Genomic DNA, 25,433 nt, shown 5'->3' with positions numbered 1-25,433 from the left:
CTACCGCTCCAGTTTGATGCCGCGGGCGCGTAGCATCGATTGAATGTTGACCACCGAGCCGGTCTCGATCGACGCATTGGCCGCAATACCAGTCAGGATCGACCAGGCGCCGCCGATATGGTCGGAAGCGCGATCAAAGCGATCCAGCTCCATGCCGTCCGGATCGAAGATATAACCGAGCATGACCGGGTCGGCGCCGCCATGATGGCCCTTGGCCTTGGGCACCTCGACCAGCCGCGGCGCTTCTCCTGCCAGATGCAGTTCCGTCGTGATCGCATCCTCGTCGGCATGCGCTCGTTCGCCGCCGAACACGCCATGCACTTCCACATGCCGATGGGTGATGTCGCCCTTGGTACCCTGGAACTTGATCTCCAGTCCCTCCCAAGGCGAATAGGCCGTCAGCGTATAGTTTGCGGTGACGCCGGACGCGTAGCGGATATGGGCCTGCATCGTGTCCTCGATCCCGATCTCCTCGTCGAAGACGCAAAGATCGCGGAAATAGCCGTCCTCACCCTCGGCATCCAGATAGAGTTCCTTCAGGCTCGGATCCGCCGCCAGATCGAGTTCGAAATCGCATCTGTCCGCCACCGGACAGAGATGGCAGCGCGGCCCGCGTCCCGAAAGCCCCAGATCGACGGCTGTCTCCGGCCGATAGAAGGCACGGCGGCCGGACGCCAGAACCTCGATCGGCACCGTGCCCAGCCACCAGTTGAGCAGGTCGAAATGATGGGTCGACTTGTGCACCAGGAGCCCGCCGGAATTCTCCTTCTGCCGGTGCCAGCGGCGGAAATAGTCCGCCCCGTGCACCCGGTCGAGATGCCAGCGAAAATCGACCGCCGTCACGGTTCCGATCGCCCCCGACGCGATCAGTTCCTTGATCTGCGTGCGCGCCGGCGAATAGCGATAGTTGAAGGTGACCTTGACCTGGCGCCCGGTGCGCTTTTGCGCATCGACGATCATCTTCAGCCGGGTAAGATCTATCGTCAGCGGCTTTTCGCAGATCACGTCGCAACCGGCCTCGAATGCCCGCACGATATAGTCCGCGTGCAGGAAATCAGGTGTGGCCACGACGACCGTGTCCGGCCTCTGCTCGGTGAGCAGCCGGTCGAAATCACCGGCGAGATAGGTTGCGACACCATTCGTACCGGGTTTTGACGCAGCCTTGGCGGCCTCGTTCAGGCGATGGACATTGCTGTCGCAGACGGCGACGATCTCATGCCTGTCGGCATAATCCTCAACGACGGAATCGCGAAACATCTTGTGCCGCGAACCGCATCCTACAATCGCGATCTTCACTGGGCCTGGCTCTCGTGCTGGACGGCTTCGACGCGCTGGCCGTTGCTGTCGAAATAATGGAGGTCTGAAAGGTTGAAGCCGATCGTCACCGGATCGCCCATGCGATAGGCCGTGCGGCCGTTGTCGCTGACCAGCAGCGTCTGGCCGGAGGACAGGGCGATATGCAGCAATGTTTCGCTGCCGAGATATTCGACCAGCTTGATCGTGCCTTCCGCAGTCACCTCACCGCCGCCGACCTGCACCGATGCCGGGCGCACGCAGAGCGTCAGCGCCGGATCGGCGGTCGGCAGGTCGGGGATCACGAACGCCGGCATACCGGCAATTCTCGCCGTCGCAACACCATTGCTATGGGCGATGGTGGCCTGCAGCATGTTGATCTTCGGCGAACCGATGAAGCCGGCAACGAAAAGGTTCTGCGGCCTTGTATAGAGTTCCTGCGGCGTGCCGACCTGCTCGATCTTGCCGCCCCGGAGCACGACGATCCGGGTCGCCATGGTCATCGCTTCCACTTGATCATGCGTCACATAGATCATCGTCGTGCCGAGCCTTGCATAAAGCGAGGCCAGTTCGGCGCGCATCTGGACGCGCAGTTCGGCATCAAGGTTGGACAGCGGCTCATCGAACAGGAAGAGCTGCGGCTCGCGCACGATGGCCCGCCCGATCGCCACGCGTTGCTTCTGCCCGCCGGACAGCTGGCGTGGCTTGCGCTCCATCAGATGTTCGATCTGCAGGATACGGGCCGCCTCCGCCACCCGACGCTCGACCTCGTTCCGCGCCATCTTGAAATTCTGCAGACCGAAGGCGAGGTTCTTTCGTACGCTCATATGCGGATAGAGTGCATAGGACTGGAACACCATCGACAGCTCGCGCTTGGAAGCCGGCAGGTCGTTGACCACCTTGCTGCCGATAGACACCGTTCCCTCGGAGATCTCCTCGAGACCGGCGATCATGCGCAGCAATGTCGACTTGCCGCAGCCGGAGGGCCCGACGAGCACAAGGAACTCGCCGTCGTGGATATCCAGGTTGAGCCCCTGGATGATGGAGAGCGCTCCATAGCGCTTTCCGACGTTTCGAAGCGTCAATCCTGCCATGCGTCTGTTCCCTACTTCATTCCGGAGGTGGCGATGCCACGAACGATCATTTTCTGGAACAGGACGAAGAAGATCACGACCGGAACCAGCGAAAGCACCGACATCGCGAACATCTGGCCATAGGCGGACTTGCCTTCCTGATCGAGGAAGAGGCGAAGCGCCAGCGGCACGGTGTAGCTCTTGATGTCATTGAGATAGATCAGCGGCGCGAGGAAGTCCTCCCACACCCAGATCAGCGAGAAGATCGCCGCCGTCCCCATTGCCGGCAGCGACAAGGGCAGGATGATCGCCCAGTAGATCTTGAAGGGCGAGCAGCCGTCGATCATCGCCGCCTCGTCGAGTTCGCGTGGCAATTGCCGGAAGAACTGCACCATCAGGAAGATGAAGAAGGCGTCCGACGCGAGGAAGCGCGGCACTACCAGCGGCAGATAGGTGTCGACCCAGCCGAGCCTCAAGAACTGCACATATTGCGGGATGAGAACGACATGATACGGGATCATCAGGGTCATCATCATCAGGGCGAAGAAGAAGCTGCGCCCGGTAAATTGCAGCCGGGCAAAGGCGTAAGCCGCAAACGAACAGGACACCAGGTTGCCGATCACCGAAAGGCCGGTGACGATCGCCGAATTGACATAGAAGACCGTGAATGACTTCGGCAGCGCGTTCCAGCCCTCGGTATAGTTGTCGAAGCGGAATTCGGACGGCCAGAGTGTCAGGCTGCCGAAGATCTCGTTCTCCGGCTTGAACGACGAGGCGAGCAGCCAGAACAGCGGATAGAGCATCACGCAGGACACGCCGATCAGGAAGACATGCTTCAGGATGCGGCCATTGCGCTCGCGCCGGTCACGCCGCAGCTTCAGCGCGTGGGCGACCCTTGCCGCCTCGTCCACCTGGATCGCGAGGTCGAGATCAGTCGCGCTCGTTTTCATAATGCACCCAATATTTCGAGGTGAAGAAGGCCACCGCCGTGAAGACCGCGATGATGATCAGCAGCACCCAAGCCAGCGCCGAGGCATAGCCCATGCGGAAGAACTTGAACGCCTCGTTGAACAGGTAAACCGTGTAGAACAGCAGGCTGTCGGCCGGCGCACCTGTTCCGTTTGAGATGATGAAGGCGCTGGAAAACGTCTTGAAGGCGTCGATGGTCTGCAGCACCAGATTGAAGAAGATCACCGGAGCCAGCAGCGGCAGGGTGATCCGGGTGAACTGGCGCCAGCGCGGCGTCCCGTCGATTTCCGCCGCCTCGTAGAGGTCGCGCGGAATACCCCTGAGACCGGCGAGAAAGATCAGCATGGGCGAGCCGAACTGCCACATGGCAAGGATCACCAGCGTATAGAGCGAGGTATTTGGATTGGTGATCCACGATGCGCCCTGAATACCGAAGGTCGCCATGATCTGGTTGACCACGCCGTCTGCGGCAAACAGTTGACGCCACAGGATAGCGATCGCGATCGACGCGCCCAGCAGCGAGGGCAGGTAGAAGATCGCCCGGTAAAGCCCGATCGTGCGCAGACCCTTGTCGAGCAGCATGGCAACGCCGAGCGCCATGATCAGCCGAGCCGGCACGGCCAGCGCGACATAGGTGAAGGTCACGTCGAGCGCCTTCCAGAAGCGCCGGTCGCGGGTGAACATGTAGACGTAATTGTCGAGACCGACCCATTCCGGAACGTTGACCATGTCGTAGCGGGTGAACGACAGATAGAGCGACGCCAGGATCGGCCCAAGCGCGAGCAGGAAGAACCCAATCAGCCAAGGCAGAAGGAACACATAGGCCGGCGCATTGCGGGCGAAGAAACGTCTCATGGAAACGACCTTGTTCTCGGTGGTCGGCCCGGGCGGTAGAAGCCGCCCGGAACCATTGGCGCAGGACGTCTTACTGGGCGCGCTCGACGATCGACTGCGCCTCTTCGATAAACGCGGTGGCTGCATCGGCCGCCTGCGCATTGCCAAGCACCACATCGGTGCCGACCCGCATGAAGGCGTCGCGCACTTCGCCGGCGCCCTTGGGAGCCGGCAGCGGCAGTGGTCCGACCCTGCTCTGGATCGCCTCGAAGTAATCGACCGACATCTTCTCGACCTCGGTCAGATTGGGCGCCAAGGCTGCACGCACCTTCGGCGAGCAGGGAATGCCGCGTTCCAATCCGAGGATCGCGGTGGTTTCCGGATCGTTGACCCAGGCATTCATGTAGGCCATCGCAGCATCCGTATCCTTGGCATCGCGGCTGAGCGACATGAACATCGATGGCTTGATGAACTGGCCCGGCTTGCCGCCCGCCTTGTGCGGCACCATGGCGGCGCCGATCTTGTCCTTGGCAACCGCCTGGATGCCGACCAGCTGGTTCGACCAGTAATGCGACATCGCGGTATCGCCGACGGCAATGCCGGATTCGGCAATCGGCGGATCGAGGATGACGGTCTTGTCCGCATCTCTGACCGCACCCTTCTCGCGCAGATCGGCCCAGAACTGCCAATAGCTGGCGACGTCGTCGACGGTCGCAGTCACCTTGCCGTCTGCATCATAGAATTCACGGCCGTTTTGGCGCACCCAGGACTCGAACGTCTCGATCATCAGCGACAGGTCGTCCGATCCCTTGACCGCGCCATTGGTCTTGGCGGTAATGGTTTCACAGGCCTTGGCGAAATCATCCCATGTCCAGTTGATCAGGTCGGCATCGATACCGGCCTCCTGGAACACCCGCGTGTTGTGCACCATCACCTGGCTGTTAGAGCCGATGTTCAATGCATAGAGCTTGCCGTCGACCTTACCGCCTTCCAGCGGTCCCTGGTCAAAGTCGGCGATCATCAAGCTCTTGCCGATATGCTCGTCGAGCGGCAACAGCGCGCCACGGCGCACATATTCGAACAGGAAGCGGTAATCCATCTGAACCAGATCGGCCATGTTGCGGCCGGCGGTCTGGGTTGCCATCTTGGTCCAGTAGTCGCCCCAGCCGATCGTCTCGCCGGAAACCTCGATAGCGGGATTGGCCTTCTGGAACACGTCGATCACGGCAAAGGTGCGTTTGTCACGCTCCGGATTACCCCACCAGAAATGCCGGATCGACCGGTCGGCAGCCCATGCCGGAATGGCCGAAAACGCCGATGCGGCAGCCGCCGCACCCATCGCGCCCAGCATGCTTCGTCTTGTCAGTTTGGTCATTGCATCCTCCTCCAAGGAACACGAGCGTCATCTCCTGACGCCCCCTTTTGCCTCACCATGTCCCGCACCATGCAATCCGTCTCCTCCTGACCGGACCCATGCCGCCTGTTCTCCAGCGCAATCTCTCAGATGTGACTGCGCAAAAGCTCCGTCAGGCAGAGCATCGCCATTGCCTGCCCATAGGGCATCGAGGTCCGCTTGATCTGCCGGTAAAAATCAAGATCGCTGCCCATCGCCGTGCCGAAGGACACCTGCTGCAACTCGCCTTCGGGGCTGATATTGTCAACGACGCCCCTCATCGCCCGTTCCGCCGTTTCCAGATATTCGGGTCCGAGATAACGCTTGCGCACGCCCTTCATCAGGCCATAGGCGAAGCCCGCCGTGGCGGATGCCTCCAGATAGCTTTGCGGATCGTCGAGCAACGTGTGCCACAGGCCCGAAGGATCCTGGCATGCCTTCAGCGCGGCTGCCTGCCGCCCGAGCAGCGAAACGAGATGCCGGCGAACGGGATCGCCATCCTTCATGTCGACCAGTTCGATGAACTCCGGAATGGCGATCGTTAGCCAGCTATTGCCACGCGCCCAGCGCGCCCTGGCAAAATTATGGTTGCCGTCGAAGGTCCAGCCGTGGAACCAGAGGCCCGTCTCAGTATCGCAGAGATACTGGGCATGGGCCAGAAACTGGTACTTCGCTTCCTCGACGAATTCCGGACGATTGAGGATGAGCCCGATCTTCGCCAGCGGCAACACGCTCATCATCAGCGTATCGTCCCACAACTGCTGGTCGTTGACGCTGTTATAGGTAATGTGCTGCAGTCCGCCTTCGCGGGTGCGCGGCATCTCGTACATGACCCATTCGGCCCAGGTTTCCAGATAGGGCAGCCAACGCGGATCCGGCTTCAGTTCGTGAAGATGCGCAAGCGTGAGAAACGGCGCAACGGTGTTGATGTTCTTGGTCGGCGTGCCTTCCGAAAGGCGCGCCTCGAACCAGCAAGTGATGATCTCCATCGCCATGGCATTGCCGGTCTGCTGCCAGTATTTCAAAAGGCCATAAAGCGCGATGCCGTGAGTCCATTCCCACCCGGCCCAGCCCTTGGTGTCGATGACCCGCCCGTCATCGAGACGCAGCAGGAACTCGCCTGTCTTGTCCTCGATATGGATCAGATTGTCCGTCAGCCGGTCGATCAGCCCGCACACATCGCTGCGCTGAATAAAATGGTCCTTCTGCTTCAGCAGCGAATGCATGTTTCAACTCCTCCCAGGCTGAAAATTTTTCGGAACATAATTCCGGATTTTAAGAAATCACACTCCTGTCCACTTTTCAACGCTGTTTTTTGCGCGCAGAGTTGGAAATATCATATTGGTCAAAAGACGGGATTGCTCGGCCATTCCCATCTTGACACAATCGGCCTCAAATTCCAGAATGGAATTCCAAAAAAAACAGAACGGCAAAGATGTTAGATTCCCAGACCAAGACCGAAAACGTTGCTGCCGTCCTCAAGGTCTTTGCGGTGGTCGAGGCACTTGTCGAAGACAAGCGGGTCAGCCTCGCCGATCTCGCTCAGCGGGCCATGACCTCGAAGACCACCGCCCACCGGCTGCTCCAGACCATGGTCGAGCTCGGCTATGTCGAGCAGGACCCGGAAACCGAAAAATACGGCCTCACACTCAAGCTTTTCAGTCTCGGCGCACGCTCGCTCACCGAACAGGCCGACCTGCTGCGCGTGGCCGATCCGGCGATGGGCAAGCTCTCACGGGCAACCGGCGAATCGATCAATCTCGGCATTCTCGATGAGCGGGACCAGAAGGTCGTCTACATCCACAAATACGATTCCGCCTTCAGCCTGTCGATGAAATCGACCCTTGGCCTGCGCAACCCGTTGCACAGCACCTCGCTCGGCAAGGCGTTGCTCGCCTGGCGCGACGAGGATGAAATCCACGAGCGGATCGGCAGGATGGACATGGTCAAACTCGCCCCCCGAACCATCACCGAGCCGGATGCCCTGTTCGAACAACTGCGATTGACCCGCAGCCGTGGCTACTCGGAAGAAGTGGAAGAGAGCGAGGCAGGCGTACGCTGCATGGCCGCACCGATCTTCAACTATATGGGCAAGCCGATTGCTGCAGTGTCGATCGCCTTCCCGCTGTTCCGGTTCGATGAAGCGCGCAAGCCCGACTATATCGACCTTCTCACCACAGCCGGCATGACGGCGTCCCAGGCCCTCGGCTATCAGCCGCCCAGGAACTGAAAGTCAGGTCGTCACGAAACGATAGCCGACACCCGGTTCGGTCAGGATGATCGCCGGCTCCGCCTCGTTTGTCTCGATCTTCGCCCGGATCTGGCGAATGAATACCCGCAGATACTGCAAATCATGTTCATGCGCCGGTCCCCAGACCTGTTTCAGCAAAGCGCCATGCGTCAGCACGCGACCGGCATGGGATGCCAGCAGCAACAGCAGGTCGTATTCCTTCGGCGTCAGTTTAACCGTCCGCTCTGCCTTGCTGACCAGCCGGTGCTCGACATCGATGACGAGATCGCCGCTGCGGATGGTCGAGGGTGCAGGCTCGGAATGCGTCTTGTGACGCAGCGCGACCCGAATGCGCGCCGTGAGTTCGCCGATGCCGAACGGCTTTTCCAGGTAGTCGTCGGCACCGAGATCAAGCGCCGCGATCTTTTCCGTTTCGCGGTCGCGGGCCGACAGGACGATGATCGGAATCGTGTTCCAGCTGCGCAGCTGCGCAATCACATCCTTGCCGTCCATGTCCGGCAGGCCCAGATCGAGGATCAGCAGGTCCGGGGCGACTGTCGCCACCAGCGCCAGCGCCTGCTTGCCCGTCTCGGCCTCCACCACATCATAGCCGGCAGCGGTCAGCGCCGGGCGTAGAAAACGCAGGATCTGCGGTTCGTCATCGACCACGACGATGCGCTGGCCCTTCATGGTTCCCGCCTGTCCTTGAGTGCGTCCTCGATCGGGAAGCGCAGCGTGAACCGCGTACCGCGTCGTTTGACGGCCGGGCTCTCGACCGTGATCGTTCCGCCCATCGCCTCGACAAATCCCTTCGCAATCGCCAGTCCCAGGCCGGTCCCAGGCTTGCGGCCATCCGCCTTCTTGCCGCGACGATAGAACTTCTCGAAGATCCGGTCGATATCCTTCTCCGCAATGCCACGACCAAGATCGGTGATCGACAATGACACAGATCGAGCGTCGAATTTGGCATAGAGCGTTACCGGCTCGCCGCCGCCATGTTTGAAAGCATTGTCGAGCAGGTTGAACAGCACCTGGCCCAGCAGAACGCTGTCAGCCCGAACCAGCGGCAGATCAGGGGCAATGCTGGTGGATATGTCGAGATCCGGCCAGATCCGACGCACACGGGCAACGCTGTCGAGAATGACATCGCCGAGATCGACCCAGTCGCGAACCGGTTCGAGCGCGCCCGCCTCGATGCGGGTCATGTCGAGAAGATTGCCGACGAAACGAGACAGTCTTTCACCTTCCTCCTCGATCGACAGCAGCAGGTCGCGACGGCTTTCCGCCGGCATGCGGTCGCCGAACTCCTTGAGACTGGTCACCGCTCCGGTAATCGTCGCAAGCGGCGTGCGCAGGTCGTGGGAAATCGAAGACAGAAGCGTCGACTGGAAACGTTCCCGTTCCAGTCGCGCCTTGTCCTCGACGCTGCGCGTCGTCAGCATGGCACGATCGAATGCGATGGTGACCTGGTCGAGAATGGCCCCGAGCGCCCGTTCCTCGACAGGGTCGAGCGCATGTCCGTCCATGCCGTAGCCGCATACGGCAAGCGTCCCGACCGGACCGCGCAGCGGCCGAAACTGCAGGGTCGAATTGGGCAGCGTTCCGGTGCCGGCCCCCGCCGCCTCGCCCTTCTCATAGGCAAACCTGGCAGCCGCCATCTCGGCCACGCCAAGCTCGGTATCGGGTGGCCAGCAGGAGCGCAATGACAGGACCCCGTCGATCGGCGACAGCAATGCAACCGGTCTCTGGATCGTCCCGTTGAGCTGGCTGACGGCTGTCCACACGATGGCATCCTGGTCCACGGTTCCGGCAAGTTTCGACGAGATGTCGTAGAGGATCTGGGTTTGCGCCGCGCGGCGGGCCGCAATTTTCCCCTGCTCCCGGATCCGGGATGCGATGCCGCCGGCAATCAGCGCCGCGGCAATGAATATGATAAAGGCGAACACCTCGTGCGGCGCGGCGATGGTCAGCGTGCCGACCGGCGAAATGAAGAAGAAATTATAGGCGACCGCCGACAGCACGGAGGCGAGAACCGCTGCGAAATAGCCGCCACGCAAGGCCGAAACCAGCACGGCCAGCAAAAACAGCATCGACACGTTCGGCAGTGACACGATTTCGACCATCGCCCGGCCGCCGAGTGTCGCAACCGCTGTAGTGGCCAGCGCCGTCACCACGTCTTTTGGCCGGACCTTCAGCCGATTGGCGGCCAATCTTCGCTTCAGTGGGGCGAACCAGTCATGGGTCGGCTGGTCTTCCGTGGTGATTAGATGAATGCTGATCCCGGACAGCTCTTCCAGCAGCGCATCGGTCAGCGACTTTCGCAGGAGCCGCTGCCACAAGGACCGTTGCGGCGCCCCGAGAACGATCTGCGTCACATGCTCGCGCTTGGCGATCCGCAGGATTTCCTGGACGAAATCGCGCCCCTGCACGCGCCTCGTCTCGCCACCCAATCGCTCCGCCAACCGGAAAAGCGCATCGATCCGCATCTGCCGCGATGGATCGTCGTCAACCATGTCCGACTGCTCCAGCGACACGACGATCCAGTGGGCGTTCATGCCGGAGGCAAGATTGCTTGCAGTCCGCACGACCTTTTCGGAGAGCGTGTCCGGGCCGACGCAGACCAGAAGCCTTTCGCTCGTCCGCCACGGCCCCTCGATCGCATTCTGCTTGAGGAAATCGACCATCTGGTCATCGACGCGGTCGGCGGTTCGCCTGAGCGCAAGCTCTCGCAGGGCGGTCAGATTGCCGAGGCGAAAGAAGCTGTCGGCCGCCCGCCGTGCATTGTCGGGCAGATAGACCTTTCCCTCTTTCAGCCGGTTGATCAGTTCCTCCGGCGCCAGATCGATCAGGATCACTTCGTCGGCCTGCTTCAGCACCCGGTCCGGAACGGTCTCGCGCACCTGCACGCCGGTGATCTGGGCGACGATTTCCGACAGGCTTTCGAGATGCTGGATATTGAGCGCCGTCCAGACGTCGATCCCGGCCGCGATCAGTTCCTCGATATCCTGGTACCGTTTGGGGTGCCGGCTTTCCGGCGCGTTCGTGTGCGCCAGTTCATCGACGATCAGGATCGCCGGGCGCCGGACGAGCGCCGCATCGATGTCGAACGCGTCGACCTTGCGTCCCTTGTAGTCGATCTGCTTACGCGGCAGGAACTCGAGATTTTCGACCAGCGCCTCCGTCTCGGCCCGACCATGGGTTTCCACCAGGCCGACAACGACATCGGCGCCCGCATTCTTGCGAATGCGGGCGCGCGACAACATGGCGAAGGTTTTCCCGACGCCGGGGGCGGCGCCGAGAAAGATGGTGAGCTTGCCGCGCCCGGCCCGATTGGCAAGCCCGAGAAGGGCATCGGGGTCGGGCCGGTTCAGGTTGTTTCTGGAATCGTCGGGCATGCGACAACCTTATCTTGGCGCCCCGCCTGAATCGAGCGCCATGTTCAGTTGAAGGACGTTGACCCTCGGCTCGCCGATCAGCCCGAACAGAGGCTGCTGAACCTGGGTTTCGACGATGGATGTGACATCCGCCACCGGCATGCCGCGAGCCCCGGCGACGCGGCCGATCTGGCTCATCGCATTGTCCGGCGAAATATCGGGATCAAGACCCGAACCGGACGAGGTTACCGCATCGGCCGGAACCGGAACCGCACCACCAGCGGCCCGCCAGGCCTCGACCGCGGCAGCCATCTGGTCACGCAGCTTCTGCGACGTCGGCGCGAGATTGGTGCCGCTCGAGGCAAGGCCGTTGTAGGTAGAACCGCCGGTCGCCGAAGGACGCGGCCAGAAATAGCGATCGGCGGTGAAGGCCTGGCCGATCAGTGCCGAACCGATGACCGTGTCGCCTTGACGAACGAGGCTGCCATTGGCCTGGGCCGGCATCAGCGCCTGCGCGGCACCTGTCATCGCCAGGGGATAGGCGAGACCGCAGAGACCGGTGAAGATGACCACCATGGAAATGGCGGGACGAAGATAAGACAGCATGGTTACACCCATTGAAGCGTGGTGATGGCGATATCGACAGCCTTGATGCCGATGAACGGCAGGACAAGGCCGCCAAGGCCGTAGACGAAGAGGTTGCGCCGCAGCAGGGCGGCGGCACCGACCGGGCGATAGGCAACGCCTTTCAGCGCCAGCGGGATCAGCGCGACGATGATCAGCGCGTTGAAGATGACCGCGGATAGGATTGCCGATTGCGGCGAGGCGAGCCCCATGACGTTGAGCGCCGCCAGCCCCGGATAAGCCGAGATGAACAGAGCCGGGATGATGGCGAAATATTTGGCCACGTCATTGGCGATCGAGAAGGTCGTCAGCGACCCGCGCGTCATCAGCAACTGCTTGCCGATCTCGACGATCTCGATCAGCTTGGTCGGGCTGGAGTCGAGATCGACCATGTTCGCCGCCTCCCGGGCTGCCTGCGTGCCGGTCTGCATGGCGACACCGACATCGGCCTGGGCCAGCGCGGGCGCATCATTGGTGCCATCGCCGCACATGGCGATCAGCCGGCCGCCTTCCTGCGCCCTGCGGATATAGGCAAGCTTGTCTTCCGGCGTCGCCTGGGCAAGGAAGTCGTCGACACCGGCCTCAGAGGCGATGGCAGCAGCCGTCACCGGATTGTCGCCCGTCACCATGACGGTGCGAATACCCATCGCACGCAGCGCCGAGAAGCGCTCCTTGATCCCCGGCTTGATCACATCCTTCAGATGAATGACACCCAGCAAATGTGTGCCGTCGGCAACGGCAAGCGGCGTACCACCCGATTGCGCGATCCGGGCGACGGCATCGTTGAACGCCTTTGGCGCGGACGCCTCGTCGAGGCCGGCAAATTTCAGCACCGAATCGACGGCCCCCTTGCGCAGACGCTGGCCGCCCATGTCGACGCCCGAAAGCCGCGTTTCGGCAGTGAACGGAATAACGGCATCCGGCGCGGTTTTCGGCTGGACCTGGCCATACTCGCCGGTGGCAAGTGCCACGATCGAACGCCCTTCCGGCGTCTCGTCGGATTGGCTGGCGAGCAGTGCCGCCTTGGCCAGTTCCGCCGGCGAAATGCCCGGAACGGCCAGGAAGTCGCTTGCCATGCGGTTGCCGAAGGTGATCGTCCCGGTTTTGTCGAGCAGCAGCGTATCCACGTCGCCTGCGGCCTCGACCGCACGACCGGAGGTCGCAATCACGTTGAACCGCACCAGACGGTCCATGCCGGCAATGCCGATCGCCGACAGCAGGCCACCGATCGTCGTCGGAATGAGCGTCACGAGAAGTGCGGCGAGCACAGTGACCGACAGCAGAACGCCGGAATAGCTGGCGAGCCCGAACAGCGTCACGACGGCGATCACGAAGATCAGCGTCAGGCCCGACAACAGGATCGACAGGGCGATCTCGTTCGGCGTCTTCTGCCGTTCGGCGCCTTCGATCAGCGCGATCATGCGATCGACGAAGGAAGATCCCGGGGCAACTGTAATCCGGATGCGGATCTCGTCAGACAGGACCTGCGTGCCGCCAGTGACCGCCGAACGGTCGCCACCGGCTTCACGGATGACCGGGGCGGATTCACCCGTGATCGCGCTTTCGTTGACCGAGGCCACGCCTTCGATCACTTCGCCATCACCGGGAATAAGTTCGCCGGCGGCGACCACCACCACATCGCCGATCTTCAGCGACGTGGCTGGGATGGTGGTGATGTCGCGGCCATTACCGGTGACCTTTCGGGCGGAAAGTTCGCTCTTGGTCCGGCGCAGGCTGTCGGCCTGCGCCTTGCCGCGCCCTTCGGCAACGGCTTCGGCGAATGTGGCAAACAGCACGGTGAACCACAGCCATGCGGCGATCTGACCGGAGAAACTGGCCGGCATGCCGGATGTCAGATCCCGCAGGAACAGGATCGTCACGACCACGGCGACGATTTCAGTGACGAACATCACCGGATTGCGGATCATCTGGCGCGGATCGAGCTTGAGCACGGCATCCTTCAGCGCACCCTTGATGATCTTGGGCTCAAACAACCTTTGGCCCTGTTTGGAGTCGGAAGTGGAATGGGACGGTGTCATGATGACAGCCTCTTTCAAAAGGTTTTGCCGGCGAGCATGCTGACATGCTCGGCAATGGGACCAAGCGCCAGCGCCGGGAAATACTGCAAGCCGCCAAGGATCAGGATGATCGCAACAAGCAGACCGACGAAGAGCGGTGTGTGGGTCGGGAAGGTACCGGCCGACGGCGTGCCGCGGGTCTTGCCAACCAGCGAACCGGCGATGGCGAGAACCGGAACGGCATAGGCGAAGCGGCCAAGCGCCATGGCGATGCCGAGCGTCGTATTGTACCAGGGCGTGTTCGCCGAGAGACCGCCGAAAGCAGAGCCGTTGTTGCCGGCAGCGGACGTATAGGCATAGAGGATCTCGGACAGGCCATGCGGACCGGCATTGCCGAGCGAGGCGATCGCCACCGGCAGCACGGCTGCAATCGCCGAAAAGCCGAGAATGGCAAACGGCAGGACAAGCACTGCCAGCATCGCATACTTCATCTCGCGGCCCTCGATCTTCTTGCCGAGGAATTCCGGTGTGCGGCCGACCATCAGGCCGGCAACGAAAACGGTCAGCACGCAGAAGATGATCAGGCCGTAGAGACCGGAGCCGACACCGCCGGGCAGGATCTCGCCAAGCTGGATCAGAAACATCGGCACCAGGCCGCCCAGCGCCGTCAGCGAGCCGTGCATGGCATTGACGCCGCCATTCGAAATGCCGGTGGTGATCGCCACATAGGCGGCACTCATCGCCTGGCCGAAGCGCACTTCCTTGCCTTCCATATTGCCGAAGGAGGGATCGAGGCCCAGCGCAAGATGGATCGGATTGCCATAAGTTTCGGCGACATAGACCGCAGCAATACCGGCAACCAGCAGGATGGCGACGCTGGCAATCAGCGCCCAGCCCTGGCGAACATCGCCGACCATCTTGCCGAAGGCATAGATCAGCGCCGTGGTGATCGACAGCATGGCCAGGATATTGAAATAGTTGCTGATCGCCGACGGGTTTTCGAACGGATGGGCCGCGTTGACGTTGAAGAAGCCGCCACCATTGGTGCCCAGCTGCTTGATTGCCTCCTGGCTGGCGACAGGGCCGAGACCGATAGCCTGCTGTGCACCTTCCAATGTGGTCGCCGTCACCGATGCATCCATCGTCTGCGGCAGGCCGAGCCAGATGAAGACGAGGGCGAGAACGATCGACAGCGGCAGCAGCACATACAGCGTAGCGCGGGTCATATCGACCCAGAAATTACCGAGCGTATTGCCAGCCGAGCGGGCGAATGCGCGGGTAACAGCCAGGGCAATGGCGATACCGGTGGCAGCCGAAAGAAAGTTCTGCACGGCAAGTCCGGCCATCTGCGAGAAATTGCTGACGGTCGTCTCGCCACCATAGGATTGCCAGTTGGTATTGGTGACGAAGCTGATCGCCGTGTTGAAGGCGAGATCCGGCGCCATGCCGGCAAAGCCCTGCTGGTTATAGGGCAGATACGCCTGCAGGCGCAGGATCGCATAAAGCGCCAGGAAGCCCATGGCATTGAAGGCGAGCATGGCGAGCGTATAGGCAAGCCAGCCCTGCTCGCGGCGCGGATCGACGCCGGAGGCCCAGAGCATGCCGCGTTCGACAGGCCCCAGAACAGGGGACAGAAATGTGCGCTCACCCTCGAAGACGCGCGCCAGATAGAGGCCGAGCGGCTTGATGGTGACGAGCGCGAGGATGAGCAGCAGGCCGATTTGCAGCCAACCGTTGGAAGACATGATGTGCTCCGGATGTGAGGTCTAGAAACGCTCGGGACGGATGAGTGTCACGACGAGATAGACGGAGATGAAAATTGCGGCGGCGAGGCCAAGGAGAGGCTCAAACATGGCAAACCTCACAGACGGCCGAGAAGGCGCGCATAGACGGCGAGAGCAGCGAAACTGCCAAGGCCGAGCGCAATGAACAAAAGATCGGTCACGATGGACTCCTGCTGTTGAATTCAGCCTGCACCATCGCGCCGATGCGCATTAAATCTCGATAGGGAATCGGGCTTGCGGGTATAAGGATTTCATAAGGATGTCTTCGACACGGGCTATCATGGCGATATTTTTACACCCCGGCTCAAAGCGATCGACAGGCGCGCTGCGCCAAGTAGAAATCTTGCCATCCCGCGGCACATGGCCTACGACCGGCAGGCATTTGCATCACGCTTTGATTGCGCGCTTTGAGCCAAGGCAAGGAACCCGTCAGTGAACGTTACGATCTTTGGAACAGGCTATGTCGGTTTGGTCACGGGCGCGTGCCTCGCCGATGTCGGCCACAATGTCATGTGCATGGACATCGACCAGGGCAAGATCGACCGGCTGAACAAGGGCGAGATCCCGATCTACGAGCCGGGCCTGCAGGCGATCGTCGAGCGCAACATCAAGGATGGCACGCTCGTCTTCACCACGGATGCTGCCAAGGCCGTGTCGCATGCGGACATGCAGTTCGTGGCGGTCGGCACGCCTCCCGACGAAACCGGGGCCGCCGACCTGCAATATGTCCTCGCTGTCGCCGAGACAATCGGCAAAGCCATGGCCGGCTTCAAGCTCGTCGTGGTCAAGTCGACGGTGCCCGTCGGCACCTGCGACAAGGTCGCCGAGCGCCTGAAGGCCGTGCTGGGGGCACGCAGCAATGCTCCCGCTTTCGAGGTCGTGTCCAATCCGGAGTTTTTGAAGGAAGGTGCCGCGGTCTCGGACTTCCTCAAGCCCGATCGCATCATCGTTGGCACGGATTCGGCAAGAGCCCGCGCGATGATGGCAGAGCTGTATGAACCGTTCAACCGCAATCACGAGCGCACGATCTACATGGACCGGCGCTCGTCCGAACTGACCAAATATGCCGCCAATGCCATGCTGGCGACGAAGATCTCCTTCATCAACGAGATCGCCAATCTGGCCGAGAAGCTGGGCGCCGACATTGAGCATGTCCGCCGCGGCATCGGAGCCGATCCGCGCATAGGCTATCATTTCATCTATCCCGGCATCGGCTATGGCGGCAGCTGCTTTCCGAAGGACGTGCAGGCACTCGCCCGGACGGCACGGGAAGTCGGCTATGACGCCCATCTGATCGAGGCGGTCGAAGCCGTCAACAACCGCCAAAAACATCGGCTTTTCGACAAGATCTCCAATCACTTCGGCGGAGAGCGCAATCTGGCCGGCAAGACGATTGCCATCTGGGGCCTGTCGTTCAAGCCCAATACCGACGACATGCGCGAAGCCTCCAGCCGCGTATTGATGGAAGCGCTCTGGTCTGCCGGCGCCAGGGTCAGGGCCTTCGATCCGGTAGCCGGCGAAGAAGCGGCCCGGATCTATGGCACACATTCGCACCTGACATTGGTCGGTGACAAATATTCGGCGCTCGATGGTGCCGATGCGCTGGCCGTCTGCACCGAATGGCAGCAGTTCCGCGCGCCCGATTTTGGCGAAATGGCCTTGCGCATGACGACGAAGACCATCTTCGACGGCCGCAACCTGTTTGCCCCCGAGAGGCTTCGGGACGACGGTTGGACCTATCTGAGCATCGGCCGTGCCACCGCCTTGCCGCGACCACGCGCCGTGGAGCAGGCGCAATGAAAGTCCTCGTCACCGGCAATGCCGGCTTCATTGGCTATCACGTTACCAAACGGCTGATCGAACGCGGTGACGAGGTGGTCGGCTTTGACGTCGTCAACGACTATTACGATACCGCCTTGAAGGAAGCGCGTCTGGCACTGCTTGAGGAAGCGGCAGGCAGGCAGGGCGGTCGCTACAGCTTCATCCGCGCCAATTTGGCCGATCGCACAGCCGTCGAAACCTGCTTTGCCGAGCATGACTTCGACCGGGTCATCCATCTGGCCGCCCAGGCTGGCATACGCTACAGCCTGGAAAACCCGCATTCTTATGTCGAAAGCAACCTGATCAGCTTCACCAACATTCTCGAGGCCTGCCGCCATGCACAGGTCCCCCACCTGACCTATGCTTCCACGTCGAGCGTCTATGGTGCGAACACAAAGATGCCGTTCAGCGAGCATGATATGGCGGATCATCCGCTGCAGTTCTACGCCGCAACCAAGCGCGCAAACGAACTGATGGCACATAGCTATTCGCATCTGTTTGCCATGCCGACCACCGGCCTGCGCTTCTTCACCGTCTACGGTCCCTGGGGCCGGCCGGATATGGCACTGTTCAAGTTCACCAGGAACATTCTCGAAGGCCAACCGATCACTGTCTACAACAACGGCAATCACACCCGTGACTTCACCTATATCGACGACATCGTCGAGGGCGTTATCCGCGCCAGCGACGCGATCGCGCAGTCGAACCCGGAATGGGACGGAAGCCGGCAGGATCCGGCCTCCAGTTTGGCGCCCTTTCGCCTCTACAATATCGGCAACAGCGCGCCGGTGAAGCTGATGGCCTATATCGAAGCCCTTGAAGAGGCTTTGGGACAGACGGCAATCCGGGAAATGCTGCCGCGCCAGCCGGGCGACGCACTCGACACCTATGCCGATGTCAGCGATCTCGTTCATGAGCTCGGATACCGGCCGACCGTTTCCGTCGATGAGGGCGTTCGTCGCTTTGTCGACTGGTACCGTGATTTCTACAGGATCGGGAAACCCGCCTGACGCGGGCCCTCCGCGGCTACACCTTGTCGCCGGCCTCGTTGAAGAAATGCAGATTGGCCACCGGCAGTCCGACCGAGACCTCGCCCTGCATGCCGAGGAAACGCCGGTCGAGCGTAAACGCCTTGAAGGCAACCGGGCCAAGCTTGAGATGCACGATGATGCCGAAGCCGGTCGGCTCGACGAGATCGACAGTTGCCTTGAACACATCAGGCCCTTCCGCACCGAGAGCCACATGCTCCGGCCGGATGCCGAGCGTCGCCGCACTGCCGTCCGGCAGGTTGGCCCGGGCGCCGAGCGGCAGGACAACGCCACCATCGAGAGTGAATGCCGCGCCATCGCCGCTGGTCTTGTAGCGGCCCTCGAAAAAATTCATGCCCGGCGATCCGATGAAACCGGCAACGAACAGATTGGCCGGACGGTCATAGAGTTCGAGCGGGCTGCCGACCTGCTGGATCACGCCGCCATGCATGGCGACGATCCGGTCGGCCAGCGTCATCGCCTCGATCTGGTCATGCGTGACGTAGATCGAGGTGGCACCCAGGTCCTTGTGCAGCTTCTTGATCTCGGCGCGCATCTGCTCGCGCAGGCGGGCGTCAAGATTGGACAGCGGTTCGTCGAACAGGAAGGCCTTCGGTTCGCGCACGATCGCGCGCCCCATGGCGACACGCTGGCGCTGGCCACCGGACAGCGCCTTGGGCCGCCGCTCCATCAGCGGATCGAGCCCAAGCTTGCCGGCGGCATTGGCAACCACGGAGGCGATCTTCTCCTTGGCGATCTTCCGCAGGCGCAGGCTGTAGCTCATGTTGCTGGCAACGCTCATATGCGGGTAGAGCGCGTAGGACTGGAAGACCATGGCGATGTCGCGATCCTTCGGGGCGAGATCGTTGACCCGCTTGCCGTCGATGCGGATCTCGCCATCGGTGACGCCTTCGAGGCCGGCGATCATCCGCAGCAGCGTGGACTTGCCGCAGCCGGAAGGACCAACCAGAACGACGAATTCGCCATCCTTGATCTTGAGGTCGATGCCATGCAGCACCGGATGGATGCCGTAGGACTTGCGGACGTCGGCAATATCGATGGATGCCATGGGATCAGCCTTTCACGGCGCCGGCCGTCAGGCCCTGCACGAGATAACGTTGGATCAACAGGAAGAACAGGCAGGCGGGAACGAGCGCCATGACGCCCGCCGCCATCATCTGTCCGAAGTCGACCGAGAATTTCGAGACGAAGGACAACAGGCCGACCGGGAATGTGGCGGCGGCATTGCCGGAAATCAGCATCAGCGAAAACAGCAGCTCGCTCCAGGCGGCGGTAAACACGAAACCGAGTGTTGCCGCGATGCCGGGCAGCGTCAGCGGCAGGATGATCTGGCGAAACGCCACGAACTGCGTCGCCCCGTCGATCATCGCCGCCTCTTCGAGATCCTTCGGAATGCCATCGAAGAACGACTGCATCAGGAACGTGGCAAACGGCACATTGAACGCGGTGTAGACGATGACGAGGCCGGTCAGGCTGTTGGTCAAGCCGAGCGGCGACAGCATCTTGAAGATCGGCGCGACCAGCATCACCAGCGGGAACATCTGGGTCAGCAGCATCAGCGTCACGATCCAGTATTTGCCGCGAAAGGTGAACCGCGACATCGCATAGCCGGCAAGCGAGGCAAGCACCGTGACGATGATCGCCGTCGACCCGGAAACGATCAGGCTGTTCTTGAAGAAGATCGGAAAGTCGCTGTGGCGCAGGACAAATTCGAAATGCTCGAACGTGGTCCGCGACGGCCACATGCGAATGCCCTCGGAATAGAGCAGCTTGTTGGGCGTCACCGAGACCTTGAGCAGCCAGTAAAGCGGGAAGAGCGCGAACACCACATAGACAAGGATGGCGACCCTATGGGCGAGTATGGAAATTACGCGTTTGCCGGTCATGGTCTCAGTCCTTGCTCAACAGCCATTGCCGCAACACGACGATCAGCATCGAATAGGTGATCAGCAAGACCAGCAGCACCAGTGCGATGGCCGAGGCGTAACCGAAATCCAGCCGCTTGAACGCCTGGGTGAAGATATAGCTGGCAACGATCTGGCTGCGATCGGCCGGCCCGCCATTGGTCATGACGATGATCAGGTCGGCGAAATTGGAGATCCACACCGTGCGCAGAAGAACCGTGATGGCAATGGTCGGCGCAAGAAACGGCAGCGTGATCGACAGGAAACGCTGAACCGGACCGGCGCCGTCGATGCTGGCTGCCTCGTAAAGATCCCGCGGGATCGCCTGCAGCGCTGCCAGCAGCGTGATGGCAAAGAATGGAATGCCCCACCAGACATTGGCAATGATCGGTCCCCACATCGACAATTGCGGGTCGGCGAGGATATTGGCCGGTTCGCTCATCAGGCCAAGCGCAAACAGCCAATGCGGCAGAGGGCCGACAAGCGGATTGAACAGCCACGCCCAGTTGAGGCCGGCGAGGAAGCTCGGCACAGCCCAGGGCAGAAAGACCAGCGCCTGGACGAGACCGCGGCCATAGAACGGCTTGTCGAGCAGCAGCGCCAGCGTCAGTCCGAAGGCAAACTGCAAAACGACTGACCAGCCCGTCCACCACAGCGTGTTTCTCAGCGCGCGGTAGAAATTCTGGTCCTTTGCCAGTGCGGCAAAATGATCGAGGCCGATGAAGCCGCCGGAAAACGGCTTGAGCAGCTGGATATCGCGGAAGGCATAAGAAATGCCCAGAACCAGCGGCACCAGCATCACGGTCACGATCAGGATCAGCGCCGGTGCGCTGTAGAGATAGGGCGCGGAGGCATCCGCCAGGCGCTTCTTCAGCGGCCGCTGGTCTCGTTGTGAGCCGCTGCCACGGGCTGCAAGTGAAGCCATCGTCAGGATATCCGTTTCGCGGCGGGCCGATTGGCGGGCCGTGTTTCCAGTCGGGAAGGAGCCGGCAGGCGGCGGGTTCGAGGCCGCCGCCTGCCGGTCGTCAATGGCGAGACTTATTTGCTCGCCAGGAACTTCTGCTGGGCGGCCGTCAGATATTCGGCCCACTGCTTGGCCAACTCTTCCGGCGTGATGTCGCCGAGCAGGGCTTCCTGCGTGGTCTTGATCGCCAGCGAATCCTTGAAGAAGGCAAATTCTTCCAGATAGGTCGGCATGACGGTCGGAACGGCATCCTTGTCAGCCAGTTCGTCGAACCAGCCCTTGAACTGTTCGCCGGCATAGAAGGGATCCTTCTCCGCCGCCTTCAGCGCCGGAAGTGCGCCGATCCGCTTGTTCCACTCGATATTGCCTTCCGGACCTTCAAGCGTCGCGATCAGCTTCCAGGACAGATCCTTGTTGGCGCTGGCCGACATCATCGACCAGCCGGCATAACCGATAGTCGGGAACGACTTGCCAGCCGGACCCTTGGGCATCGGCACAACCGCGTAGTCGGCGGCATCCATGCGCTCGCTGATGGCGATCAGCGCATCCGGGTCCTGGTCGAGCATGGCGCAAGTCCCGGTATAGAAGCCGGCGACGATCTCGTTGAAGCCCCAGTTGACGCTGTCCTTCGGCGCATAGCCCTTCTTGTAGAGGTCGACGACCCATTCGATGCCCTTGACCCAGTCCGGCTCGCTGAATTTCGAGGTGCCGTCGGCATTGAAGAACTCGTTGTTGCCGGCCATCGTGGCGGCAAACATCATCCAGCCGTTCAGGCCGCCCGGGCCGCCGCGCAGGCAGTAGCCGTATTTGCCGGGCAGCTTCGAGATCTTCTCCGATGCTGCGACGAACTCGTCCATCGTCTTCGGCGGGCCGTCGACGCCGGCTTCGGCGAAGATCTTCTTGTTGTAGAACATGGCGCGCAGATAGAAGCCGTAAGGCAGCATATAGGCGGTGTCCTTGACGTCACGGCCAAGTTCCAGCGCGCGGTCCGTCATGCCGGCCGTGTGTTCCCAATCCTTCAGATAGGGCTCGAGGCTTTCCAGCATGCCATTGTTGGCATAGAGCGACAGCCAGGTGTCCGGCATTTCCATGACGTCGGGAATTTCGCCGGCAGAAACCATGGTGGCGAACTTCTGGAAGGCTTCGCCCCAGGGCAGCGAGATGATCTCGACCTTGGTGCCGGGATTTTCGGCTTCGAACTTGCCGACGATCGATTTCAGCGTTTCGGTGCGCTCCGGGCTGGTGATCACTTCGACCAGCTTCAGCGTCGTATCGGCCATGGCGGTTCCCGCCATCATGGTGGCGAACAATGTCGCCGTAATCAGTTTTTTCATTGTTTATTCCCCTCTGTTTTGATGTTGCTTGTCGTGGTGTCAGCCAGACGAGGCGGCAGTGATCGCCGCATCGAGATCGCTCCAGAGGGCCTCCGTTCCCTCCAGGCCGACATGGAGCCGTACCGACCGCGGGCTGATGCCGAAGGCTTCCGCGGAATTGGGTTGTGCTTTTTGTGACAGGACGACTTCGCCCGGCACGATCAGGCTTTCATGGCCGCCCCAGCTCACACCCAGCTTGAACAGCCTGAGATGGTCGGCAAAGGTGCGGGCATTGACACCCTCCTTGAAGATGAAGGAAAACAGGCCGGACGTGCCGGACAGGCCGGGCGGCAGCTGGTTGGCGAGCCCCGGATAGCAGACGGTTTCCACCGCATCATGCCCCTGCAGCCGCTGGGCAATCGCAATCGTCGAGGTCTCGTGCGCCCGCATCCGGATCGGCAGGGTGCGCATCCCGCGGATCAGAAGCCAGGCGTCGAACGGCGACAGCTTGCCGCCGAGATAGGGATAGGCTTCTGCCCGGATCCGGCCGATCAGCTCCTTCGAACCGGCAACGACACCCGCGACAACGTCGCTATGGCCACCGAGATATTTCGAGGCCGAATGGATGACCAGATCGACACCCAGCGCGATCGGCTGCTGGAAGATCGGGCTCGCCCAGCTGTTGTCGATCGTGCTGATCACCCCATGGCTTCTGGCTAAAGCCGCCAGCGCCCTGACATCATGGGTCTGCATCACCCAGCTGGTCGGGCTTTCCATGTAGAAGAGCTTGGCGCCCGGCAGCGCTTTGGCCACCTCTTCCTCGTCGCGCCCGTCGACATAGGTGACCTCGATCTTCATCCGCTTCAACAGCGTGCCGAACAGCCGGAAGGCATCGGGATAGAGATGCTTGACCGCAACGATACGGTCACCCGGTTCGACGAACGACAGGACGGTGGAGGAGATTGCCGACATGCCGCTGGCAAAGCCGATCGCGTCTTCCGCACCCTCAAGTTTCGCCAGCATCTCCTCGAACATGCGCACGGTCGGATTGAGACCGCGCGTGTAGATCGGCCGGACCTTCTCGCCGCGATAGGACGAAACCATGTCGTCATAGTCGGTGAAGGTGAAAAGCGAGGTCTGCACGATCGGCGGAACAACCGCGTCATAGGCATTTCCCTCGTCATGAGCGACGATGAGGGAGGCATTCTCGAACGGATCAAAGCCGTTGCTCATTGGGACATTTCCTTGATGTCTTGCTCGACGATGTCGAGGATCTTCAGTGTCTCGGCGCGGGCAGCCTCGGGATCCTGGTCTGCGATCGCGTTGAACAGGGTGCGGTGAAACGGAAAGGACCGACGGGCAAAATCCGGCCGGTCGAACGGCTTGTCCCAGAAGCGCTCGAAGGCGTCGCGCATCTGTTCCAGCAGCTGACGAAACAGCGGATTGTGGGTCGCATCATAGATGGCGAGGTGGAATTGCAGGTCCTCGGGCCCGGACGTGCCCTTGGACAGATGCACCCGTTCCATCTCGTTGAGCTTCAGCTCGATATCCTTCAGGTCCTCGGCGGTGCGTTTGCGGGCGGCCACCATACCGGCCTCCGCCTCGATCCCGCGACGAACCTCGAGCGTCTTCAAAAGCACGTCGCGCAGATGCGTCGTGTCCAGCGACAGCGGCATATGGATGGTGGTGCCGGAAATCGGCTTGAGCAGATAGGTGCCGCTGCCCTTGCGCGCCTCGACGACACCGAGCGCCTGGAAATGCCGGATAACCTCGCGGATGGTCGAACGACCGACCGCCAGCGCCATCATCAGTTCGCGCTCCGCCGGCAAACGGTCGCCCGGCACAAGGTTGGAACCCTTGATATAGTCCGCCAGAGCCGCCGTGACCTGCTGAACCCGATCGACCGGAGGCAGTGGCGACAATACCGCCCTATCGTCCCTTTGCCTGCTCATCAGCGCCGTGTCTTCCGGTTAAATTGGTCTGACATCTGATCAATAATGCAAATTGCACGAAACCCGTCAAGCCCTCGATGCTGCCTGCGCGATGCCGAAAAGACCCTTTCCAAAAGATCAACGGCGCAGAAACCGCACGCCGGACCTTTCAGGTCCCTCGGGCCAGGGAGCCCTCCCCGACCTCAGCCAGAAGATGTAAAACATGGATCATGTCGACATGCCGAAGCCCCGCCATAGCCGCAAAAATTCGGCCGGCTCTCGATCCTGCAGACAAAAGTCAAGTGAAATACCCACAGAGGCTGCGCGGCCCGAGCGCGCGCCCCAATCAACGATGCCTTCCGTGACCCGGACGTCCTCGTCACCAACCGCGGACGGGCTTGCACCTATCGAAAGGCAATCAATATCTCGACCGTTCTGACCAGGCCGAAACGCGCAAAAGGAGGTCGACGACGGCATTCAGCTTTTACGCGTCGCACCCATTGATCCCGGATAGATCGATCTTGAACGGAGAACCTTGCAAACCATCGACAACCCGTTCGGCGCGAGGTTGTCACCCATGCCTTAGGCACAAACTGGTACCTATGTCTACGGTATGGACAAATGAAGTTATGGCGGAGAGGGTGGGATTCGAACCCACGATACGGTTGCCCGTATGCCGCATTTCGAGTGCGGTGCTTTCGACCACTCAGCCACCTCTCCGCTTTGCTGGTCGGCGCAAGTTGTGCGCGGGCTGTCTCTTAGCGACAGTTCACCCCCCATGCAAGAGCGAATGTGACGGTTTCAAAAGCTTTTATCTTGACAGCGTTGGGGCCCTCACGTATGCGACCCGTGACTTGAA

Annotated in this window: 21 protein-coding genes and 1 tRNA gene; 3 read left to right on the top strand and 19 right to left on the bottom strand. The window is 61.2% G+C overall.

What is annotated here, in order from left to right; translation table 11 throughout:
* From PDO_RS16505 to bglB, 6 genes are all read right to left on the bottom strand, one after another.
* Complete coding sequence (locus PDO_RS16505) at window positions 1-1,257, bottom strand: Gfo/Idh/MocA family protein (protein ID WP_244426469.1); 1,257 nt, start codon at window positions 1,255-1,257, stop codon at window positions 1-3.
* A 35-nt stretch (window positions 1,258-1,292) separates the two neighbouring features.
* The gene (locus PDO_RS16500) at window positions 1,293-2,387 is read right to left on the bottom strand and encodes an ABC transporter ATP-binding protein (RefSeq protein WP_007604304.1); all 1,095 of its coding nucleotides are present in this window, start codon (window positions 2,385-2,387) and stop codon (window positions 1,293-1,295) included.
* Between the two features lie 11 nt (window positions 2,388-2,398).
* The gene (locus PDO_RS16495; RefSeq protein WP_007604301.1) at window positions 2,399-3,316 is read right to left on the bottom strand and encodes a carbohydrate ABC transporter permease; all 918 of its coding nucleotides are present in this window, start codon (window positions 3,314-3,316) and stop codon (window positions 2,399-2,401) included.
* On the bottom strand, window positions 3,297-4,190 hold the full coding sequence (locus PDO_RS16490; protein WP_007604299.1) for a carbohydrate ABC transporter permease: 894 nt from the start codon (window positions 4,188-4,190) through the stop codon (window positions 3,297-3,299). Before PDO_RS16490 ends, PDO_RS16495 begins: the two co-directional genes overlap by 20 nt.
* Before the next feature lie 70 nt (window positions 4,191-4,260).
* Window positions 4,261-5,544, bottom strand: a complete 1,284-nt coding sequence (locus PDO_RS16485) for an ABC transporter substrate-binding protein (protein WP_007604297.1) — start codon at window positions 5,542-5,544, stop codon at window positions 4,261-4,263.
* 125 nt (window positions 5,545-5,669) lie between these two features.
* Complete coding sequence (gene bglB / locus PDO_RS16480; RefSeq protein ID WP_007604295.1) at window positions 5,670-6,788, bottom strand: beta-galactosidase BglB; 1,119 nt, start codon at window positions 6,786-6,788, stop codon at window positions 5,670-5,672.
* Window positions 6,789-6,997: 209 nt separating this feature from the next.
* Here bglB and kdgR point away from each other — a divergent pair, with 209 nt between their 5' ends.
* Complete coding sequence (kdgR, locus tag PDO_RS16475; protein ID WP_007604294.1) at window positions 6,998-7,792, top strand: DNA-binding transcriptional regulator KdgR; 795 nt, start codon at window positions 6,998-7,000, stop codon at window positions 7,790-7,792.
* Window positions 7,793-7,795: 3 nt separating this feature from the next.
* Here kdgR and PDO_RS16470 read toward each other — a convergent pair whose 3' ends face one another.
* Genes PDO_RS16470 through PDO_RS29475 form a run of 6 tightly spaced genes read right to left on the bottom strand, consistent with a single transcriptional unit; the run spans window position 7,796 to window position 15,661 of the window.
* Entirely contained in the window at window positions 7,796-8,482 is a 687-nt protein-coding gene (locus tag PDO_RS16470) for a response regulator (RefSeq protein WP_007604293.1), read from the bottom strand.
* Complete coding sequence (locus PDO_RS16465; RefSeq protein ID WP_007604292.1) at window positions 8,479-11,187, bottom strand: sensor histidine kinase; 2,709 nt, start codon at window positions 11,185-11,187, stop codon at window positions 8,479-8,481. The genes PDO_RS16470 and PDO_RS16465 overlap by 4 nt, the downstream gene beginning before the upstream one ends.
* A 9-nt stretch (window positions 11,188-11,196) precedes the next feature.
* The gene (gene kdpC, locus PDO_RS16460) at window positions 11,197-11,772 is read right to left on the bottom strand and encodes a potassium-transporting ATPase subunit KdpC (RefSeq protein ID WP_037074486.1); all 576 of its coding nucleotides are present in this window, start codon (window positions 11,770-11,772) and stop codon (window positions 11,197-11,199) included.
* A 2-nt stretch (window positions 11,773-11,774) separates the two neighbouring features.
* Complete coding sequence (kdpB, locus tag PDO_RS16455; protein ID WP_007604290.1) at window positions 11,775-13,829, bottom strand: potassium-transporting ATPase subunit KdpB; 2,055 nt, start codon at window positions 13,827-13,829, stop codon at window positions 11,775-11,777.
* Window positions 13,830-13,843: 14 nt separating this feature from the next.
* Complete coding sequence (gene kdpA / locus PDO_RS16450; protein ID WP_007604289.1) at window positions 13,844-15,553, bottom strand: potassium-transporting ATPase subunit KdpA; 1,710 nt, start codon at window positions 15,551-15,553, stop codon at window positions 13,844-13,846.
* Window positions 15,554-15,574: 21 nt separating this feature from the next.
* Window positions 15,575-15,661: a potassium-transporting ATPase subunit F gene (locus tag PDO_RS29475; protein WP_037074485.1), complete on the bottom strand. Its 87-nt coding sequence runs from the start codon at window positions 15,659-15,661 to the stop codon at window positions 15,575-15,577.
* 363 nt (window positions 15,662-16,024) lie between these two features.
* Between PDO_RS29475 and PDO_RS16440 the strand changes: the two genes are divergently transcribed.
* Together PDO_RS16440 and PDO_RS16435 are read left to right on the top strand one after the other, a co-directional pair.
* A complete protein-coding gene (locus PDO_RS16440) occupies window positions 16,025-17,392 on the top strand; it encodes a UDP-glucose dehydrogenase family protein (protein ID WP_007604286.1) in 1,368 nt (455 codons plus the stop codon).
* Complete coding sequence (locus tag PDO_RS16435) at window positions 17,389-18,423, top strand: NAD-dependent epimerase (RefSeq protein WP_007604284.1); 1,035 nt, start codon at window positions 17,389-17,391, stop codon at window positions 18,421-18,423. The genes PDO_RS16440 and PDO_RS16435 overlap by 4 nt, the downstream gene beginning before the upstream one ends.
* A 16-nt stretch (window positions 18,424-18,439) precedes the next feature.
* On the opposite strand, the gene PDO_RS16430 is transcribed toward PDO_RS16435, so the two are convergent.
* The 7 genes from PDO_RS16430 to PDO_RS16400 all read right to left on the bottom strand — a co-directional run bounded on the left by PDO_RS16430 (window position 18,440) and on the right by PDO_RS16400 (window position 25,294).
* Window positions 18,440-19,510 (bottom strand): ABC transporter ATP-binding protein, encoded by a 1,071-nt coding sequence (locus tag PDO_RS16430; protein WP_007604282.1) that lies wholly within the window; start codon window positions 19,508-19,510, stop codon window positions 18,440-18,442.
* A gap of 4 nt (window positions 19,511-19,514) precedes the next feature.
* Window positions 19,515-20,348: a carbohydrate ABC transporter permease gene (locus PDO_RS16425; RefSeq protein WP_007604280.1), complete on the bottom strand. Its 834-nt coding sequence runs from the start codon at window positions 20,346-20,348 to the stop codon at window positions 19,515-19,517.
* Between the two features lie 4 nt (window positions 20,349-20,352).
* Entirely contained in the window at window positions 20,353-21,291 is a 939-nt protein-coding gene (locus tag PDO_RS16420; protein ID WP_007604278.1) for a carbohydrate ABC transporter permease, read from the bottom strand.
* Between the two features lie 113 nt (window positions 21,292-21,404).
* Entirely contained in the window at window positions 21,405-22,664 is a 1,260-nt protein-coding gene (locus PDO_RS16415; RefSeq protein WP_007604276.1) for an ABC transporter substrate-binding protein, read from the bottom strand.
* A gap of 39 nt (window positions 22,665-22,703) precedes the next feature.
* On the bottom strand, window positions 22,704-23,876 hold the full coding sequence (locus PDO_RS16410) for a PLP-dependent transferase (RefSeq protein ID WP_007604275.1): 1,173 nt from the start codon (window positions 23,874-23,876) through the stop codon (window positions 22,704-22,706).
* Window positions 23,873-24,595 carry a FadR/GntR family transcriptional regulator gene (locus PDO_RS16405; RefSeq protein WP_007604274.1) on the bottom strand — a complete coding sequence of 241 codons (723 nt, stop codon included), beginning with the start codon at window positions 24,593-24,595 and terminating at the stop codon, window positions 23,873-23,875. The genes PDO_RS16410 and PDO_RS16405 overlap by 4 nt, the downstream gene beginning before the upstream one ends.
* Before the next feature lie 609 nt (window positions 24,596-25,204).
* A tRNA-Ser gene (locus PDO_RS16400) sits at window positions 25,205-25,294 on the bottom strand.
* Window positions 25,295-25,433: the final 139 nt, after the last annotated feature.

It is taken from the genome of Rhizobium sp. PDO1-076 (assembly GCF_000247475.1).
Classification (GTDB): Bacteria; Pseudomonadota; Alphaproteobacteria; order Rhizobiales; family Rhizobiaceae; genus Allorhizobium.
The sequence above is the reverse complement of the archived record's forward strand: the minus strand, read 5'-3'. Positions and strand labels throughout refer to the sequence as shown.

Excerpts from the sequence above, each read along its gene's own strand:
- PDO_RS16505 (WP_244426469.1), bottom strand. The coding sequence starts at position 1,257 with ATGTTTCGCGATTCCGTCGTTGAGGATTATGCCGACAGGCATGAGATC.
- PDO_RS16500 (WP_007604304.1), bottom strand. The coding sequence starts at position 2,387 with ATGGCAGGATTGACGCTTCGAAACGTCGGAAAGCGCTATGGAGCGCTC.
- PDO_RS16495 (WP_007604301.1), bottom strand. The coding sequence starts at position 3,316 with ATGAAAACGAGCGCGACTGATCTCGACCTCGCGATCCAGGTGGACGAG.
- PDO_RS16490 (WP_007604299.1), bottom strand. The coding sequence starts at position 4,190 with ATGAGACGTTTCTTCGCCCGCAATGCGCCGGCCTATGTGTTCCTTCTG.
- PDO_RS16485 (WP_007604297.1), bottom strand. The coding sequence starts at position 5,544 with ATGACCAAACTGACAAGACGAAGCATGCTGGGCGCGATGGGTGCGGCG.
- bglB (WP_007604295.1), bottom strand. The coding sequence starts at position 6,788 with ATGCATTCGCTGCTGAAGCAGAAGGACCATTTTATTCAGCGCAGCGAT.
- kdgR (WP_007604294.1), top strand. The coding sequence starts at position 6,998 with ATGTTAGATTCCCAGACCAAGACCGAAAACGTTGCTGCCGTCCTCAAG.
- PDO_RS16470 (WP_007604293.1), bottom strand. The coding sequence starts at position 8,482 with ATGAAGGGCCAGCGCATCGTCGTGGTCGATGACGAACCGCAGATCCTG.
- PDO_RS16465 (WP_007604292.1), bottom strand. The coding sequence starts at position 11,187 with ATGCCCGACGATTCCAGAAACAACCTGAACCGGCCCGACCCCGATGCC.
- kdpC (WP_037074486.1), bottom strand. The coding sequence starts at position 11,772 with ATGCTGTCTTATCTTCGTCCCGCCATTTCCATGGTGGTCATCTTCACC.
- kdpB (WP_007604290.1), bottom strand. The coding sequence starts at position 13,829 with ATGACACCGTCCCATTCCACTTCCGACTCCAAACAGGGCCAAAGGTTG.
- kdpA (WP_007604289.1), bottom strand. The coding sequence starts at position 15,553 with ATGTCTTCCAACGGTTGGCTGCAAATCGGCCTGCTGCTCATCCTCGCG.
- PDO_RS29475 (WP_037074485.1), bottom strand. The coding sequence starts at position 15,661 with ATGTTTGAGCCTCTCCTTGGCCTCGCCGCCGCAATTTTCATCTCCGTC.
- PDO_RS16435 (WP_007604284.1), top strand. The coding sequence starts at position 17,389 with ATGAAAGTCCTCGTCACCGGCAATGCCGGCTTCATTGGCTATCACGTT.
- PDO_RS16430 (WP_007604282.1), bottom strand. The coding sequence starts at position 19,510 with ATGGCATCCATCGATATTGCCGACGTCCGCAAGTCCTACGGCATCCAT.
- PDO_RS16425 (WP_007604280.1), bottom strand. The coding sequence starts at position 20,348 with ATGACCGGCAAACGCGTAATTTCCATACTCGCCCATAGGGTCGCCATC.
- PDO_RS16420 (WP_007604278.1), bottom strand. The coding sequence starts at position 21,291 with ATGGCTTCACTTGCAGCCCGTGGCAGCGGCTCACAACGAGACCAGCGG.
- PDO_RS16415 (WP_007604276.1), bottom strand. The coding sequence starts at position 22,664 with ATGAAAAAACTGATTACGGCGACATTGTTCGCCACCATGATGGCGGGA.
- PDO_RS16410 (WP_007604275.1), bottom strand. The coding sequence starts at position 23,876 with ATGAGCAACGGCTTTGATCCGTTCGAGAATGCCTCCCTCATCGTCGCT.
- PDO_RS16405 (WP_007604274.1), bottom strand. The coding sequence starts at position 24,595 with ATGAGCAGGCAAAGGGACGATAGGGCGGTATTGTCGCCACTGCCTCCG.